This window comes from Nocardioides sp. NPDC000445 (assembly GCF_040300245.1).
In the GTDB taxonomy this organism is placed as follows: domain Bacteria; phylum Actinomycetota; class Actinomycetes; order Propionibacteriales; family Nocardioidaceae; genus Nocardioides.
Window position 1 is genome coordinate 16,400 of the sequence record NZ_JBEPDH010000022.1, and the last position, 16,281, is coordinate 32,680.

General features: G+C 66.9%; 15 protein-coding genes. 4 read left to right on the plus strand and 11 right to left on the minus strand.

Features of this window, described 5'->3' with window-relative positions; translation table 11 throughout:
- Positions 1 to 5 precede the first annotated feature (5 nt).
- The 9 genes from ABT304_RS24990 to ABT304_RS25030 form a co-directional block, all read right to left on the minus strand.
- On the minus strand, positions 6 to 749 hold the full coding sequence (locus ABT304_RS24990) for a DUF3626 domain-containing protein (protein WP_350719345.1): 744 nt from the start codon (positions 747 to 749) through the stop codon (positions 6 to 8).
- Entirely contained in the window at positions 746 to 1,408 is a 663-nt protein-coding gene (locus ABT304_RS24995; protein WP_350719346.1) for a glutamine amidotransferase-related protein, read from the minus strand. Before ABT304_RS24995 ends, ABT304_RS24990 begins: the two co-directional genes overlap by 4 nt.
- 40 nt (positions 1,409 to 1,448) lie before the next feature.
- Entirely contained in the window at positions 1,449 to 3,254 is a 1,806-nt protein-coding gene (metG, locus tag ABT304_RS25000) for a methionine--tRNA ligase (protein ID WP_350719348.1), read from the minus strand.
- A 68-nt stretch (positions 3,255 to 3,322) separates the two neighbouring features.
- Positions 3,323 to 4,534 carry a peptidoglycan recognition protein family protein gene (locus ABT304_RS25005; protein WP_350719350.1) on the minus strand — a complete coding sequence of 404 codons (1,212 nt, stop codon included), beginning with the start codon at positions 4,532 to 4,534 and terminating at the stop codon, positions 3,323 to 3,325.
- 98 nt (positions 4,535 to 4,632) lie between these two features.
- A complete protein-coding gene (locus ABT304_RS25010; RefSeq protein ID WP_350719352.1) occupies positions 4,633 to 5,178 on the minus strand; it encodes a maleylpyruvate isomerase family mycothiol-dependent enzyme in 546 nt (181 codons plus the stop codon).
- 12 nt (positions 5,179 to 5,190) lie between these two features.
- Positions 5,191 to 5,742, minus strand: a complete 552-nt coding sequence (locus ABT304_RS25015; protein ID WP_350719353.1) for a TIGR03086 family metal-binding protein — start codon at positions 5,740 to 5,742, stop codon at positions 5,191 to 5,193.
- Between the two features lie 50 nt (positions 5,743 to 5,792).
- The gene (locus ABT304_RS25020; RefSeq protein ID WP_350719355.1) at positions 5,793 to 6,527 is read right to left on the minus strand and encodes a LolA-like protein; all 735 of its coding nucleotides are present in this window, start codon (positions 6,525 to 6,527) and stop codon (positions 5,793 to 5,795) included.
- A 63-nt stretch (positions 6,528 to 6,590) separates the two neighbouring features.
- Positions 6,591 to 7,214: a mycothiol-dependent nitroreductase Rv2466c family protein gene (locus ABT304_RS25025; RefSeq protein WP_350719356.1), complete on the minus strand. Its 624-nt coding sequence runs from the start codon at positions 7,212 to 7,214 to the stop codon at positions 6,591 to 6,593.
- A gap of 348 nt (positions 7,215 to 7,562) precedes the next feature.
- On the minus strand, positions 7,563 to 7,997 hold the full coding sequence (locus ABT304_RS25030; RefSeq protein WP_350719472.1) for a DUF5959 family protein: 435 nt from the start codon (positions 7,995 to 7,997) through the stop codon (positions 7,563 to 7,565).
- 277 nt (positions 7,998 to 8,274) lie between these two features.
- Here ABT304_RS25030 and ABT304_RS25035 point away from each other — a divergent pair, with 277 nt between their 5' ends.
- Positions 8,275 to 8,934: a L,D-transpeptidase family protein gene (locus tag ABT304_RS25035; RefSeq protein ID WP_350719358.1), complete on the plus strand. Its 660-nt coding sequence runs from the start codon at positions 8,275 to 8,277 to the stop codon at positions 8,932 to 8,934.
- Between the two features lie 78 nt (positions 8,935 to 9,012).
- Here ABT304_RS25035 and ABT304_RS25040 read toward each other — a convergent pair whose 3' ends face one another.
- Positions 9,013 to 10,671: a CHAP domain-containing protein gene (locus ABT304_RS25040; RefSeq protein WP_350719360.1), complete on the minus strand. Its 1,659-nt coding sequence runs from the start codon at positions 10,669 to 10,671 to the stop codon at positions 9,013 to 9,015.
- A gap of 201 nt (positions 10,672 to 10,872) precedes the next feature.
- Between ABT304_RS25040 and pepN the strand changes: the two genes are divergently transcribed.
- Together pepN and ABT304_RS25050 are read left to right on the plus strand one after the other, a co-directional pair.
- A complete protein-coding gene (pepN, locus tag ABT304_RS25045; protein ID WP_350719362.1) occupies positions 10,873 to 13,416 on the plus strand; it encodes an aminopeptidase N in 2,544 nt (847 codons plus the stop codon).
- Positions 13,417 to 13,519: 103 nt separating this feature from the next.
- Positions 13,520 to 14,422, plus strand: coding sequence for a 1-aminocyclopropane-1-carboxylate deaminase/D-cysteine desulfhydrase (locus ABT304_RS25050; protein WP_350719364.1), 903 nt, complete (start codon positions 13,520 to 13,522; stop codon positions 14,420 to 14,422).
- 3 nt (positions 14,423 to 14,425) lie between these two features.
- On the opposite strand, the gene ABT304_RS25055 is transcribed toward ABT304_RS25050, so the two are convergent.
- A complete protein-coding gene (locus ABT304_RS25055) occupies positions 14,426 to 15,046 on the minus strand; it encodes a hypothetical protein (protein WP_350719366.1) in 621 nt (206 codons plus the stop codon).
- 387 nt (positions 15,047 to 15,433) lie between these two features.
- Here ABT304_RS25055 and ABT304_RS25060 point away from each other — a divergent pair, with 387 nt between their 5' ends.
- Positions 15,434 to 16,153: a TetR/AcrR family transcriptional regulator gene (locus ABT304_RS25060; protein WP_350719367.1), complete on the plus strand. Its 720-nt coding sequence runs from the start codon at positions 15,434 to 15,436 to the stop codon at positions 16,151 to 16,153.
- The last annotated feature ends 128 nt before the right edge of the window (positions 16,154 to 16,281 follow it).

Consider the following 16,281-nt stretch of genomic DNA (forward strand, 5'->3'; position numbering starts at 1 on the left):
CAGCGCTAGTGGGCTCGCCCGAACCTCGCCAGGTAGTGCCAGACCCGCTTGACCGATTGCGGGTGGTAGTCGCCCGACCTCGCGGCGTCGCCGAGAAGATCAGGCGTGAGTACGTCACCCATTGACCGTGCCAGGTCGACGTACTGCTGGCCGCGGTAGCCCGGATCGAGGCCGACGGCGGCGACACGGAAGCCTGGGTGCCACTCCACCGCGCAGCGGAGCTCGCGCGCCGCGGCCTCAACCTCCGTGTCCCGGAAGCACGGGTCGAGCACGACCGCCTCGACGTCGCGCTCGATCACGACGCCACCGTGCACATGAGCCTCGACGCACTCGTCGAGATCGTCGAAACCCGAGGCCTCGGCCATCGCGGACAGGTGCGGCAGCATCTCCGGGCCACCGAAGTCGGTCGGCTCGAGGACCGAGTCGGGAAAGCAGAACGTGCACCGCTCCAGCACTTCCGGCCGGAGCCTGAGGTGGGCCGATCCGAACCGGATCGCGCCACCGTACGGATCTCGACGACGGTTCCACGCTCCGTAGACCGGCCTCTCACCGGCCGGTCCTGCGTCGTAGCGCCCGCCGAACAGCCGGCTCTCCCAGCGCCAGCGGTCCCCGCCCGGATGCGCGGTCAAGCCGCCATTCGAGATGCCTGTCTCGAACTGCGACCGATACCTCCCATCCCGCGCCAGCGACTCGATCACCAGCCCGCCCGCGTACGGCCAGTCGGGGTGGAACTGGAGCGTGACGCTCATCGCCGCGCGGAGACCGCGTCCACGAACGCCCGCACGAGTGGGTGGACCGCGGCTCCTGCAAGAGCGCCGACGTGGGGCTGGAACATGCTGGTGACGTAGAACGGGTGGTCCGGGAACTCCAGGACCTCCGCTCCGGCGTCGTCCGCGGTGGCGCCGACGACGACACCGATCTTCTCCAACGCCGTCACCGCCTCGGCGGTCGGCGCGTAGTTGCAGAAGTGCATCCCGACGAACGGCTCCGGCTGCCAGGCCTCGAAGCGGGTGCCCGGGACCGGGGTCACCAGCCGCTCCTCGCCGTAGAGCGAACAGGCCAGCGCGGCAACCGCGTTGTCATCGCCCACGCCGTCGGACTCGGCATGCGTGGCCGTCGAGCCGAGCACGTTGCGGGTCCACTCCAGCACGGCGTACTGCATCCCACCGCACACCCCCAGGAACGGAATCCCCCGCTCCCGCACGACCGTGAGCGCCGCGAGGACCGCGGCGTCATCGGCGTAGGGCGAACCGGGCACGAGCCAGACCCCGTCGTAGGCCGTGATGTCGAAGCCGGAGTCGGTCGGCACCCACTCCGTCTCGGCCCCGAGCTCGGCCAGCTGCGGCCGCAGCGCGTTGAGCTCTTGATGGCTGCGGTGTCCCCGGTCGTCGCCGAGCAGTGCGATCATGCGCCGAATCGTCCCAGCCAGGCGGGCTCGATCCAACCGATTACTCCGGCTTGATGCCCAGCCGGTCGAGCTCCTCCTCGATCACGGAGACATCCAGCTTCTGGAAGACCGGGGTGGGCTTCGCCACCGGGGTGCCGACGACGATCGGGTGACGCTCCCACGAGGGCGCGCCGGAGTAGTCGCCGGTGATGATCGGGTAGGGCTTGCCGTTGTCGAGGTCCTCGACCTCCTCGATGCGGGGCATCGGGGCGACCTCACCCTTGCCGCCCAGCGCCTTGTCGATCTCGTTGGCGGAGAACGGCAGGAACGGGGAGAGGATCAGGTTGAGGTCGGCGACGCACTGCGCCATCACGTGCAGCACGGTGCCGAGCCGCTCGCGGTCCTCAGGGGCCTTGGCCAGCTTCCACGGCTCGAGGTCGGTGACGTACTTGTTGACCTCGCCGACCGCACGCATCGCCTCACCGATCGCCTGCTTCTGCCGGTGGCGACCGATCAGGTCGCCGACGGTGCCGAAAACCGCCTCCACGGTGGACAGGATCGTCTGGTCCGCCTCGGTCAGCGTCCCGGCGGCGGGCAGCTCGCCGAAGTTCTTCGCGATCAGGGTGGCGGTGCGGTTGACCAGGTTGCCCCAGCCGGCGACCAGCTCGTCGTTCGTACGCCGCACGAACTCCGCCCAGGTGAAGTCGGAGTCGTTCGACTCGGGGCCGGCGGCGGCCACGAAGTAGCGGAACGCGTCGGGCTGGTAGCGCGAGAGGAGGTCGCGCACGTAGATCACGATCTTCTTCGACGAGGAGAACTTCTTCCCCTCCATCGTCAGGTACTCGCTGGAGACGACCTCGGTCGGCAGGTTGAGCGTGCCGTACGCCCCCGGCTCGCCGCCCTTCGAACCGCCGCCGTTGTAGGCGATCAGCTCGGCCGGCCAGATCTGGGAGTGGAAGACGATGTTGTCCTTGCCCATGAAGTAGTACGAGGGCGCGTCAGGCGAGTTCCACCAGTCCCGCCACGCCTCCGGCGAACCCGAGCGCCGGGCCCACTCGATCGAGGCGGACAGGTAGCCGATGACGGCGTCGAACCAGACGTACATCCGCTTGGTCGGGTTGTCGCGCCAGCCGTCGAGGGGGACCTTGATGCCCCAGTCGATGTCGCGGGTCATCGCCCGCGGGCGGATCTCCTTGAGGATGTTCTGGCTGAACCGGATGACGTTGGGACGCCACAGGCCGGTCTGCTCACGCTCGTCGAGGAACGCGTGCAGGGCATCGGCCAGGGCGGGCAGGTCGAGGAAGAAGTGCTGGGTCTCGATGAACTCCGGCGTCTCGCCGTTGATCTTGGAGACGGGGTTGATCAGCTGGTCCGGATCGAGCTGGTTGCCACAGTTGTCGCACTGGTCACCGCGCGCACCATCGGCCCCACAGATCGGGCAGGTGCCCTCGATGTAGCGGTCGGGCAGGGTCCGCCCGGTCGACGGCGAGATCGCGCCCTTGGAGGTCTGCTCGACGAAGTAGCCGTTGTTCCACACCCCGAGGAACAGCTCCTGCACCACCGAGTGGTGGTTGGCCGAGGTGGTGCGGGTGTAGAGGTCGTACGTCAGGCCGAGCGAGGTCAGGTCCTCGACGATGATCCGGTGGTTCTTGTCGACGAGCTCCTGGGGCGTCACGCCCGCCTCGCCGGCGGCGATCAGGATCGGGGTGCCGTGCTCGTCGGAGCCGGAGACCATGAGCACGTCGTGACCCGCCATCCGCATGTACCGACTGAAGACGTCGGAGGGCACGCCGAAACCGGCCACGTGGCCGATGTGGCGCGGGCCGTTGGCGTACGGCCAGGCGACTGCGGACAGAACGTTGCTCATGGCTCCATCCTAGGGAGCGGGCGTCATCAGCCCTCCATCGACACAGTCATCGACACCGGCAACCCGGATCACGGGTTGAACATCTGGTCCCGCTGGTAGGCGTACTTCCGGATCCACGGCAGCCACTTGGCGAGCTGGGCGCCCGGACAGGAGGTCTCGTTGGTGTGGAAGTGGCCGTCGATGACCCAGACCCGCACCCGCCGGCCGGCCGGGAACCGGTCGCTGCCCTTCGAGATCGTCTCGAGCGTGCCGCGCTCGTCGCGGCCGGCCATGTCGAGCTTCCAGGCCGCCATCCGCTCGGTCTTGATGAGGGCGTCGTCGGAGGGACGTACGTTCTCGAAGTTGCCGATCAGGGCGATGCCCATCGACTGGTGGTTGAAGCCACGCGTGTGCGCGCCCTTGACGAGCCGGTCGATACCGCCGGAGCGGCCCTCCCAGGCGCGGCCGTACTTGTCGATGAGGAAGTTGTAGGCGATGTCGAACCACCCCAGTGACCTGGTGTGATAGCTGTAGATGCCGCGGATGATCCCCGGCACGTCGCCCTTGGAGTAGTTGTTGCTCGTGGCGGTGTGGTGGATGTGGACCTGCTTGAGCGAGCTGTTGTACTCCGGGCGGCCGTTGCGCCAGGAGTTGTTGGCACCCCACTGCGACCGGGTGAAGATCACCGGCTTCGGCGCCCACCGCGGCTTCGACCGCGCGACCCGGCCGTTGACGCCGTCACCGGCGCTGCCGTAGCCGAGGTCCTCGGCCTCCCGCTTCGGAGCCTTGACGTCCTCCTGCGGCCCGGTGTTGATGAGGGTCAGCTTCAGGTCCTTGGGCTGCGCACCCTCGACCCGCACCTGTACGCCGCTGGCCCGGCCGGTCCACACCGGCTGGGTGCCTCGGCGCTCGACCTTGCCGCGCGCGGCGACGTCCCCTTCGCCGCCGTCGGGCAGATCCTCCTGCAGCGGCAGCTCCTGCCACTCGCGCCACTGGTCCGACTTGCTCACCCGCACCTCGACCCGGGGAGTCTCCTCCCCGCTCCAGGAGACCCCGACCATCGAGAAGGTCGTCGTACGCAGCTTCTCCGTCGAGGCCGCGGCGGCGGACCGCTCGGTCAGCCGCGGCGGCAGCTTCACGTCACGGGTGGCGATGCCGTCCTCGAGACGGGGCAGCTTGATCAGCTGACCGTCCTCGGCGGCCGCCGGATCGATCGCCGAACCGATGGCAGGCACGAGCATCGACGCGCCGACGACGACAGCGGTCAGGGTCACGGTGATGACGCGGGGGAAGCTGGCCATACCCTTGATTTTGAAGAGTCGAGCGCCCGACATGCCGCAAACGCATGTGTTCGGTGTGTCGTTTGAGACCTCTGTGACTCATGAGTCACAGTTTGGGGTCAGGCCACGAACGGCGCCGGACGCCCCGCGTACGCAGCCAGGTGCTCATACGCCCCCGACCCCTCCGGCGCCGAGAGCGCGTTGGCGAAGGCCCGCCCCTTGCGCTCCGGCCCGAGGATGCGGTCCATCGCGACGACCGCCCGCTGGGCGACGGCCTCGTCGAGGCCGTCGGTCGGGCGGCCGAGCGCCGCACACAGGTCCCAGGTGTGGACCGCGATCTCGGCAGACTGCCAGTCGGGGTCGATCATCACCATGTCGTCGGGGCCGACCTCGCGCCACAGGTTGATCAGCGCGTTGCCCCGGGTGCGAAGCTCCTCGCCCAGGTTGACCGCGTAGTCCTCACGCCCGTCCCATCCGGGCGGCGAACCCTGGAGCATCGTCACGAAGACGCGGGGCTGGGCGATCATGTGGTTGGCCAGCTTGCGCAGATCCCACTCGGGGCACGGCGTCGGCCGGGTCAGGTCGTCCGCCGTGACGGTGTCGAGAAGCTCTGCTGCCTGCGTCAGGGCCCGCTGCAGCGCGAGCACTCCCATCTGATCAACCACACGCCCATGGTGTCAGGAGACCTGCCGTCCGGCGAAAGCAGCCAGCCGCTCGTACGCCCCGGCGCCCTCGGGCGCCGTCACCTCGGCGTCGAACGCGCCGGTGCGCATCTCAGGCTTCAGGGTCGCCTTCATGAAGGCCAGCCCGACCTCGGCCAGCTCCGGGTCGAGCTCGGAGGTCGGGACGTCGAGCGCCTGTGCGAGGTCCCAGGAGTGGGTGGCGTACTCGGCGACGAGCAGGCCGACCGGCACCGACGCACCGCCCTCCCAGCCGTCGGTGCCGGGGCCCTGGTCCCACGCGTGCAGCACGTCGTCGGCACCGACCTTGAACGCCGGCCCCCAGCTCTCCTTCACGTGCGGCGCGGGCGCGCCCCAGTCGGGCTCCCCGCCACGAAGCATCGTGACGAAGTTGGTGCCGTCGGCGATCACGTGGTCGGCCAAGGTGCCGACGTCCCACTGCCGGCACGGCGTCGGCCGCGAGACGGTCTCGGCATGCACCCGGTCGAGCAGGTCGCCGGTCTGGTCCAACGCTCTGGAGAGGATTCCCGCCTCGTCAGTTGTCGCCATGCAGCCAACGTACGTCTTCACGTGCAGACCCGTCACTGCCAAATACTCGACTACTGCATCTTCTCGAAGTCGATCTGCTGGCGAGGCTTCGGTGCGACGATCTCCGTCGGATCGTCGAAGGCGCTGAAGGTCACGTCGGCCGCTTCCTTGCCGGTGTTGGACACCTTGACGACGTAGTGGGGCTCCTCGGCCTGAACGTAGATCGTGCCCTGCTCGCTGCTGCGGTCCTCGAGCTTGATCACGGGCTGCCCGTCGACCTGATCCTTCGACTTCTTGATCGTCAGGCCCTCGATGGTACTGGGGACCAGGAGCTCGAGGAACTCGTCGGAGAGCTCGTCCCAGTCGCACAGTTCGGTGAGGTCGCCGAGGTCGTCGCCACCGACGACCCACTTCTTGCCCACCATCGCGAGGATGGCGTCGGCGTCGCCACCGGCATTGGCCTCCCAGAACGCCCGGTCGGCCTTGAACCACGCCTTGCCGCCGACGACGAGCAATGTCATCTCCCCGTCGGGCGTACCGATGGTGCCGGTGCAGTCGCCCGCCGTGGAGACGGTCATGTCGATCTTCATCTCATCGCCGTTGTCGAGGCCGGTCCCCGAGAGGTGGACCGACTTCAGCGAGCTCATCGACGCTTTCGCGTCGGCGAGGATCTTCTTCGGAGACTCGTCGGCGTACGACTTCTCCTCACCCGAGGATGCAGTGCCGCCGCAGGCGGCCGAGCCGGCCACGATGGCGGCCAGCGACAGGGTCAGCGCCAGCGGACGGCGTAATACGGTCGGGGTCATACGCGATGGTCCCACCGGCCGGACCCGCCGGCGACCTCAAATCGGGCGCCCTCGTTTCCGGCCTCAGCTGAAGTCGAGGTCGTGGACCCGGGCGCGCTTGAGCTCGTAGACGTAGGGGTAGGCGGTGATCAGCTGGAACCCGTCCCAGAGCTTTCCGGCCTCCTCACCCTTGGGCGCCTTGGAGATGACCGGGCCGAAGAAGGCCGAGCCGTTCATCGCGATCGTCGGGGTGCCGACGTCGTTGCCGACCTGGTCCATCCCCTCGTGGTGGGACTTCGCGATGGCCTCGTCGAACCCGGAGTCGTCCATCGCGTCGGCCAGCTCGACCGGCAACCCGACCGACGCCAGCGCCTCCTCGATCAGAATCCGGTCGAAGTCGCGACCCTCGACGTGGCGGCGGGTGCCGAGCGCGGTGTAGAGCTCGGCCAGCTTCTCCTGCCCGTACTCGTTCTGGACCGCCATGCAGACCCGCACCGGGCCCCAAGCAGTGGAGAGCATCTTCCGGTAGTCCTCGGAGATGTCCTTGTCCTGGTTGAGGTACGCCAGGCTCATGATGTGCCAGGTCACCTCAACGTCGCGCACCTTCTCGACCTCGAGGATCCAGCGCGAGGTGATCCAGGCGAACGGACAGGCAGGGTCGAACCAGAAGTCGGCGGCGGTCTTCTCAGCGGATGTGGTCTGGGTCATGTCCAACCTCAACCGCCGCGCCCGACGATCTGTTCCACGCGGCGGTCGGAGCAGTTCGTACGCAACCGGAGCCCGATCACGCAAGCCCGATCAATCGACGGCGCCGCCCCAGTTCGCCCCCAAACCTGGGGCACCAGACGAACTTACAAATCGTCATCAGCCAGCCAAAAGTGAACTTGACCGCCGTCAGAAAGAGCCCGATTACACTCTTCACGCATGCCGTCTCAGCGCGACCAAGAGCGGCTGGGCCACGAGAGGCCCATGGCCCGCCAAAGACGGGTCGCAGACACACAAGGCATGCCGCTCGGAACCCGCGGACAACCACAAATACATCCGCAACACTTGGAATCAAGCGAGGACCTCACTCAGCGTCCGGTACGAAGTTTCAAACCACTCTTCGTCAGGGTCGAAATGCATTCTTATCTTGATGTACGGGAAAGTCGGGTGCAAAACATCGATGTACCAACCGCCCCTATCTATATCCCTCGCGAAGGCAAGATTCAACGCGCGCCCACTCGGGGCCCACTTGGCATTCTCGCCCGCATCCAAGTAGTCGAGAACATCTTGCCATTCAACGATGTCTTCACGCGCAACCAGTAGCGGCCATGACCCCTGAAGACTTCCACTCCATGTCAACTCGCCTTCGAATTCCCGAGCTTCAACTGCATCATCTCGGTCGATATCGCGAAGCAAGACGCGGAGAGTCAACTCGTCCTCGCCACGAATCTCGATCAGCGTCTTGATCTTTCTCTCCTTAACCGCACCAACTTGAACTTGGAACAGAACCTGTAGTCGCGTTTGGCACCCAGAGCGAGCACTGGTATCCCGAGGAGGTTACCATCGACATCTGGACGCCGGCTGGTCGATCCGAGAATGGAAGGTAGAGGGGAACCACCGTCTCATAAACCTTCTCACCCATGCTTAACCGATCATTGACCTCCAGTTCCCATCGACGCATTCCCCATTCGCGACTCTGATTCGCTTGAGACTTCATCGGCACAATGTTCTCAACGTCCGACAATCCGGTGGTGTCGTCGCTGTCGTTGCGACCGCCGCTGCCATGTTCTCGCTGCTGCCCTCGAACGCAGACGCCGCGACGACGGTGGTCCTCGACGGCGTCTCGGTCTCCGTCCCCTACGGCGGCACGCAGGTCGTCACCGTGAACCGCAGCTCCGGGACGTACGCCAACGTCCGGTTCTGGCAGAAGATCGACGGCAAGTGGACCCAGAAGTTCATGACCACCAAAGGCCGGATCGGGTCCGGTGGGCTCGTGCCACGCGACCAGCGCAAGCAGGGCACCAGCACGACCCCGATGGGCACGTTCAGCCTGATGTCGACCTTCGGCACCCACACGAAGGCGAGCACCCAGAAGCTGGCCCACACCAAGATCACCAGCGAGTCCTACTGGGTCCAGGACAACAACTCGGCCTACTACAACCGCTACCGGCTCAAGTCGCAGGGCGGCTTCCGCTACTCGCTCCCTGCCAGCGACATCAACAGCTCCGAGCGGCTGGCGGCCTACCCGACGCAATACGAGTACGCGGTCGTCATCAAGTACAACTACGACAACCCGGTCCGCTACCGCGGCGCCGGGATCTTCCTGCACGTCAACGGCTCCGGCGCGACCGGCGGATGCGTGAGCGTCCCGCGCTGGATGATGAAGGAGTACTTCAGCCTTCTCGACCCGGCCAAGAAGCCGGTCATCGCCATCGGCGCCTGACCGAGGTCGACCCCGACCAAGCAACGACGTGGGCCGGAGCGAGTATCGCTCCGGCCCACGCTGCTTCCACTGGTGGCCTCAGTTGACCGTGGTGAAGGCACCCCCGCTCGCCCAGTAGGCGACCTCGTCGCCGCTGTAGGCAGCGGTGACGGCGTACTCGCCCGCGGGGAGCTTGACGAAGGTGACACCGGAGGCGCCGCCGCTGAGGGTCTTGGTGACCGTACGTCCGCCGTTGGTCGTGATCTTGACCGTCCCGGTGGGCAGGTAGCCCGGCGCGGTGACCTTGACGGCCACCTCCGCCTGCCGGGAGCCGCCGGTCGCGGTGACCTTGACGGTCGGCTTGACGCGGACGCGGCCGCTGGGACCGTACGTCTTGCTCACCGTCTCGCCGCTGCTGGAGCGGGCGACCACGGTGACACTGAGCCGGTGGCCGACGTCGGAGGCGGTCGGGTGGTACTTGTTGCTCGTCGCACCGGAGATCGGCGTGCTTTCGCGCGTCCACTGGTACGTCAGGTCGACGGCCTCGCTGAAGCTGCCCGGGTCGACCTGCATCAGGCCGCCGAGGCGAGTTCCGCCCTTCACGAAGCCGGCCGCGGTCTGGGCGAGCGTGCCGCCGGGCGTCGGCTCCACCGGCTGCTGCGGTGCCTTCCCGCCGCCGACGAGCGTGCTGGCGAAGGCGTACGACTGCTTCGGGCGGTAGCCCTCCTGGACACCGACGACGACCGCGCCGATCCTCTTCCCGGAGGCCGTTGCGGGCACCTTGAGGAAGCGGGACTTGGTACGCGCGATCAGGGTCTTGTCGGCGTACCACCTGACCTCGCCGATCTTGGCCGACGGCTCGTAGTCCGCGCCACCGACGGAGATCGTCGAACCGACCTTCTGGGTGCCGCTGATCTTCGGCTGCGCCAGGACCTTGAACGTGCCCTGCTTGATCGGCGGCAGGATCTCGCTCATCGTCCTGGCCTCGCTGTAGTCCCGGCGGGTGCCGGTGAGCACTGCCGCGATCTGCTTGCCGGCGAGGTAGCCGGGGATGCGGAAGGTCTTGTTGGTCGCTCCCGGGATCGGCTTCTTGTTCACGATCCACTGGTAGCGGATCGTGTTCGGGTTCGGGCTCCACGAGCCGGTGTTGACGGTGACCGCCTTGCCGACCTGTGCCGTGCCCTCGACCGTGGGCCGCTTGGTGACCGAGAGGCGCTGGTCGTTGAAGTGGATGAACCCGGTCGGGTAGTTCACCGAGTCCTTGCCGATCCGGCGCCAGCTGATGTCGCTGCCGTAGTTCGACTCCGAGATCGTGATCGTGTCCGCGCCGACCTTCTCGACGATCGCGACGTGTCCGAAGCGGCTCGCGCTCGGGTGCGAGGAGTGCCACCAGGCGACCGAGCCGACGGTCGGCGTCCGATTCGTCAGCCTGCTCAGCGCGACGCCCCAGTTGGTGGCGTTGCCCTCGCCCGACCAGGGGCGAGCGTTCGGCAGGCCGGTCTGGATCAGCTTGTACGCGACGTAGTTGGTGCAGTTCCGACCGGCGTACATCCGCCAGTACATGCTCCCCCACGCACTCTCGTACCCGCCGGTGGAGTAGCCCTTGCTGCGGCAGTCCGAGAAGCCGGAGCAGAGCGTGATCGAGCCCGCGTGCGCCGGTGATGCCAACTTGGGGATGACTTGCACACCGAGGCCGACGAGCAGCAGAACCGCGCCGGTGACCAAGGCCCGGCGCAGCGCCCCGCCAGGCTTCCCCACCTGGCGCGACTCCTGTGAATACTGGTGTTTCTGTGACTTGAGGGGCACATGAGCACCCTAGAGAAAGTTGTCAACCATTGATACCGGTGTGTCGGAATTACAACACTGTATTTTTACTTTTCACGCTCAGCGACTCCCAAGAACGGGCAACAACGGCGATATAAATGTCTCGAATTCCGGGCGCAGTGAGAGGATCCAGCCATGCCTGGAACCAATCTGACGCGCGCCGAAGCCACCGCTAGGGCCGCACTCCTCGACGTCCTCTCGTACGACATCGAACTCGACCTCACCACGGGTGCTGAGACCTTCGGTTCGACGACGACGATCACCTTCACCTCCACCGAGGCCGGTGCCTCGACGTTCGCCGATCTGGTCGGCGCGACGGTTCACGAGATCACGCTCAACGGCGTGGCGCTCGACCCCGCGGTGGCGTACCAGGACTCTCGGATTCTCCTCGACGGCCTGGCGGCCGAGAACGTGCTCGTCGTCAAGGCCGACTGCACCTACTCCCACACCGGCGAGGGCCTGCACCGCTTCGTCGACCCCGCCGACGACCGCGTCTACCTCTACTCCCAGTTCGAGGTCCCCGACGCCCGCCGCGTCTACACCACCTTCGAGCAGCCCGACCTCAAGTCCGTCTTCACCTTCCACGTGACCGCTCCCGAGGGCTGGAAGGTCGTCTCCAACGCCGTCACCCCCGAGCCGAAGCCGCTCGGCGACGGCCGCGCGACCTGGGACTTCGAGCCCACCAAGAAGATGTCGACCTACATCACCGCGCTGATCGCCGGTGAGTACCACGAGGTCCAGGACGTCTACGAGGGCAAGTTCGGCACGATCCCGCTGGGTCACTACTGCCGCCAGTCGCTGGTCCCCCACCTCGACCGCGACGAGGTCGTGAAGATCACCAAGCAGGGCTTCGAGTTCTTCGAGGACGCCTTCGACTTCCCCTACCCCTTCGGGAAGTACGACCAGCTCTACGTCCCGGAGTACAACATGGGCGCGATGGAGAACGCCGGCGCCGTGACGCTGCGCGACGAGTACCTGCCGCGCTCCAAGCAGCCGCGCTCCTTCTACGACTTCCGCGCCTCGGTGATCCTGCACGAGATGGCGCACATGTGGTTCGGTGACCTGGTCACCATGAAGTGGTGGGACGACCTCTGGCTCAACGAGTCCTTCGCCGAGTGGGCCTGCTACCACGCCCAGGCGAACGCGACTGAGTTCACCGACGCCTGGACCGGCTTCACCAACGCGCGCAAGCAGACCGGCTACCGCCAGGACCAGCTGCCCACGACGCACCCGATCGCCGCGGACAACTACGACCTGCAGGCCGTCGAGGTCAACTTCGACATGATCACCTACGCCAAGGGCGCCTCCGTCCTGAAGCAGCTCGTGGCGTGGGTCGGGCTGGAGCCGTTCCTGGAGGGCCTCAAGGCCTACTTCAAGGAGTTCGCCTACGGCAACTCCGAGTTCAAGGACCTGCTGCGCCACCTCGAGGCCGCCTCCGGGCGTGAGCTCCAGGGCTGGGCCCAGGAGTGGCTGCAGACCGCCGGCGTGAACACCCTCGCACCGGAGTTCACCCTCGCCGAGGACGGCTCGTACGCCTCCTTCGCCGTGCGCCAGTCGGCCGCCGCCGACTACCCGACGCTCCGCCGCCACCGCATCGGCCTCGGCCTCTACGACCTCGTCGATGGCGCGCTCGTGCGTCGCGACGCGTTCGAGATCGACGTCACCGGTGAGCTGACCGAGGTTCCGCAGCTGGCCGGGGTCAAGCAGCCCGACCTGCTGCTGCTGAACGAGGGCGACCTGACGTACGCCAAGATCCGGCTCGACGAGCGCTCGCTGGCCACCGCGCTGTCGTCGCTGTCCGCGCTGGGCGACTCGCTCTCGCGCGCGCTGATCTGGGGTGCGGCCTGGGACATGACCCGCGACGCCGAGATGCGGGCGAGCGACTTCGTCGAGCTCGTGCTCGCCAACATCGGCCAGGAGACCGACGCCTGGGGCGTCACCCGGATCCCGGTCTTCGCCGCGCAGGCGGTGGGCTCGTTCTCGGCTCCGGCCAACCGCGACGCCCTCAAGGCGCGCTGGGAGACCGGTCTGAGGGAGCTGCTGGAGGCCGCCGCGCCGAGCAGCGACCACCAGCTGACCTTCGCCCGGACGTACGCCGCCGCAGCCCGCTCCGACGCCGCGATCGCCGACCTCAAGGGCCTGCTCTCCGGCGACCTGGCCTTCGACGGTCTGGACATCGACCAGGACCTGCGCTGGGCGCTCGTCACCGGCCTGGCCGCCTCGGGCACCTTCGGTGAGGCCGAGATCGCCGCCGAGCTCGAGCGCGACAACACCATCTCCGGCCAGGAGAAGGCTGCCGCCGCCCGCGCCGCGCAGCCGACCGCCGAGGCCAAGGAGGCTGCCTGGGAGTCGGTCGTCGTCCGCACCGACGTGGCCAACGAGACCGCCCGCTCGATCGTGCTCTCGTTCCAGCGTGGCGGGCAGGACGAGGTGCTGGCGCCCTTCGTCGACCGCTACTTCGAGGCCGCCGACACCCTCTGGGAGCACCTCGGCACCCACCGCGCCTCGACGGTGCTGGAGTTCATCTTCCCCAAGCCGGCCGCCTCCCCGGAGCTTCTGGAGAAGGCCGACAAGTGGCTCGAGACCTCCCCCGCCGAGCCGGCCGCGAAGCGGTACGTCCGCGAGGGACGTGACGAGGTCGCCCGCGCCCTCGCCGCTCAGGAGCGCGACGCTCAGTAGCACCACACTGCTCGAGACGACCTGAGCTGACTGCGCGGGCGAACGAATTTTCGTTCGCCCGCGCAGGGCGTTCTACCTCGCGCCGACCTGTCATGCTGGCGGAGTGGACGATCAGCTGCTCGCGGAGCTTCGGTTGCCGTCGCCGGTTGTCGAGATAGACGACAACCGGTTCGCGGCGGCGGGAGTGCGGGTTCTACTGAAGCGGGATGATCTGATCCATCCCGAGGTTCCGGGGAACAAGTGGCGGAAGCTCAAGTACAACGTCGCGTCGGCTCGGGAGCTGGGGTTCGAGACGTTGCTGACCTTCGGCGGGGCCTATTCGAACCACATCAGGGCGACGGCGGCGGTGGCGGCCCGATTCGGGTTCGGGTCGATCGGGGTGATCCGGGGCGAGGAGCATCTGCCGTTGAACCCGTCGCTTCGGTACGCGGTCTCGCGCGGGATGCGGCTGACGTATCTGGACCGCGCGACGTACCGGGAGAAGACCTCGGATGCGGTGATAGAGGCGCTGCATCGGGAGTTCGGGGAGTTCTACCTGATCCCGGAGGGCGGCAGCAACGCCGAGGCGGTGCGCGGGTGTGCGGAGCTCTCTGAGGAGCTCGACGAGTCCGTCGACGTCGTGTTCTGTGCGGTAGGGACCGGCGGAACGCTCGCCGGCCTGGCCGCGGGCGCACCGCCGGGCCTCATCACGGTCGGGGTTCCGGTTCTGAAGGGCGGCGCATTCCTGGAGGACGACATCCTCCGGCTCCAGGAGCAGGTGTACGGCGCCCGGAGGGGTTCGTGGCGGCTGGAGTGCGACTACCACTTCGGTGGCTACGCGAAGCGCACGCCTGAGCTGGATGCCTTCATCGATGCCTTCGAGCATCGTCACGGTCTGCGGCTGGACTGGGTCTACGAGGCAAAGATGATGTACGCGCTCGTCGACCAGGTGGCTCGCGGAAGATTCCCCCGAGGGACCACGGTCGTGGCGCTGATCAGCGGATCGGGCGAGGTGCCGGAGGTCTGAGGTTCAGTCTTCGACCCACTCGAGGCGCCAGTCTCCCGAGTTGACGACAAAGTCCTTGCCGAAGCCCAGCCAACGCCCGCTCATCGAGCGCGCGTGTGGACCGATGACCAGTTGGAGGGTGCCGTGGTAGACGGCGCCTCGGTAGTAGCCGGTGGGGATCGTTCGCTCGATCCATGTTCCGGTGGCGATCGCGCCGTTGACACCCAGATCGAGTGTGAGTCGTGATTCCCCGGCGGTGGGATCGGTGGTGGCGTGGAGCCGGCTTCCGGTGTGATGGAGCCGGATCGTGTGTTCGCTGTGCATGTTCTCGCCTCGGCCGTCCGAGAAGTAGCTGTAACGCGACAACCACAGTCCGTTGAGGTCCCCGCTTGCTGCCCGTGCAGTGTCCAAGTGCGAGTGGTCAGCGAGATCGACAACCAGATCGGCCACACCGCACTGATACAGCTCGGCCAGCCTGGCGAGGACATCGAGCGACGGCGCGTAGCCGGTCGGTCCTGGCCATTGCTCCCAGTAGGAGAAGTTCTTGAAGGTCTTCGGATCATCGGGCCAGCGCTGGTTCCACTGATCAGCAGCATCACGCTGGCTCCAGTCGCGAGCAAGACGGAACGAGACCCGTGGGTTCACCCCGTATCTGTCGGCGAACGCGTCGGCGACCTCGACCCAGGTCGACCCCTGGGCGCGCAGCTCAGCAGACCACTCCCGTCGTTCTCGACGTTGACTGATCGCCTTCGGAGGACGCGCGTCGGCGCCGGTGCTCATGTGCCACATCGTGTCACAACCTCCCCGCCATACAGGGAGATCTCGACCGGATGATCACCGGTTCTCCCAGTGGTTCCGACACACCACAACCGGCAGATTGAGGGCACGGCCGGGGCGGTGGGATCACCGAGTGTGCACCAGGTGGGATGGAGCTCTTGTGTCCTGCCGCCTTGGCCGATCCAGTGATGCTTGATCGGAGGACCGGGACGTGGACATAGATAACCTGTGGACGATCACTCTGGGAGCCGGCCGATGACGACCCGCCGTCCGAGCCCCGGGCGCCCACGTCACATACCCAGCACCAGCACGGCCTCGCCGCGCGAGCAGGTGCTCGAAGCGGCCGCGGAGCTCTTCGTAACTAGGGGTTTCGCGGCGACCTCGACACGGGAGATCGCGGAACGAGTCGGCATCCGACAGGCCAGCTTGTACTACCACTTCGCCGGCAAGGACGAGATCCTCGCTGAGCTGCTGCAGCGTTCGGTACGTCCCACCGTCGACAAGATCGCCAAGATCGAGGCACTCGTGCCGCCCGAGACCCACGAGACCGCCCTCTACCTGCTCGCGCTGGTCGACGTACGTACGCTGGCCGAGGCGCCCCACAACGTCGGCATCCTCTGCGGCCTGCCTGATGTGACCAACTGCGAGATCTACGCCGAGTTCCGCGACGCACGCCAAGAGCTCGTCGACGCCTACGGCAGACTCGGCCTCCAAGTTGCCTCACCCAAAGTTGCGAACGACACCGACGCCCGACACCTCGGCGAGATGCTGACGCACTCGATCGAGGTCGTCACCACGATTCGCAACGTTGGAATGGCTGTGACAGGTGATGGCGCCAACAGCATCGCTGCGTCGTGCCTAAGGATCTGCGGCGCCCCGGAGGTGACCATCGCATCCGCTGCATCGACCGCAGGCGAGCTGCTCGCGGAATTCCGCAACGACATTGCGACAGTCGCTCGCACTCTAGGGCATTAAGGTGCCCCGCGCGTCGCGGGTGCCCGCGGGCCGGGGCCATCGACCGGCTGCTCGGAGATCCCGAGCTGACGACGGTGATGCAGCCTGCAGAAGCAGGCCTTCCGTCCGCGTACGAATGACGTCCGAAA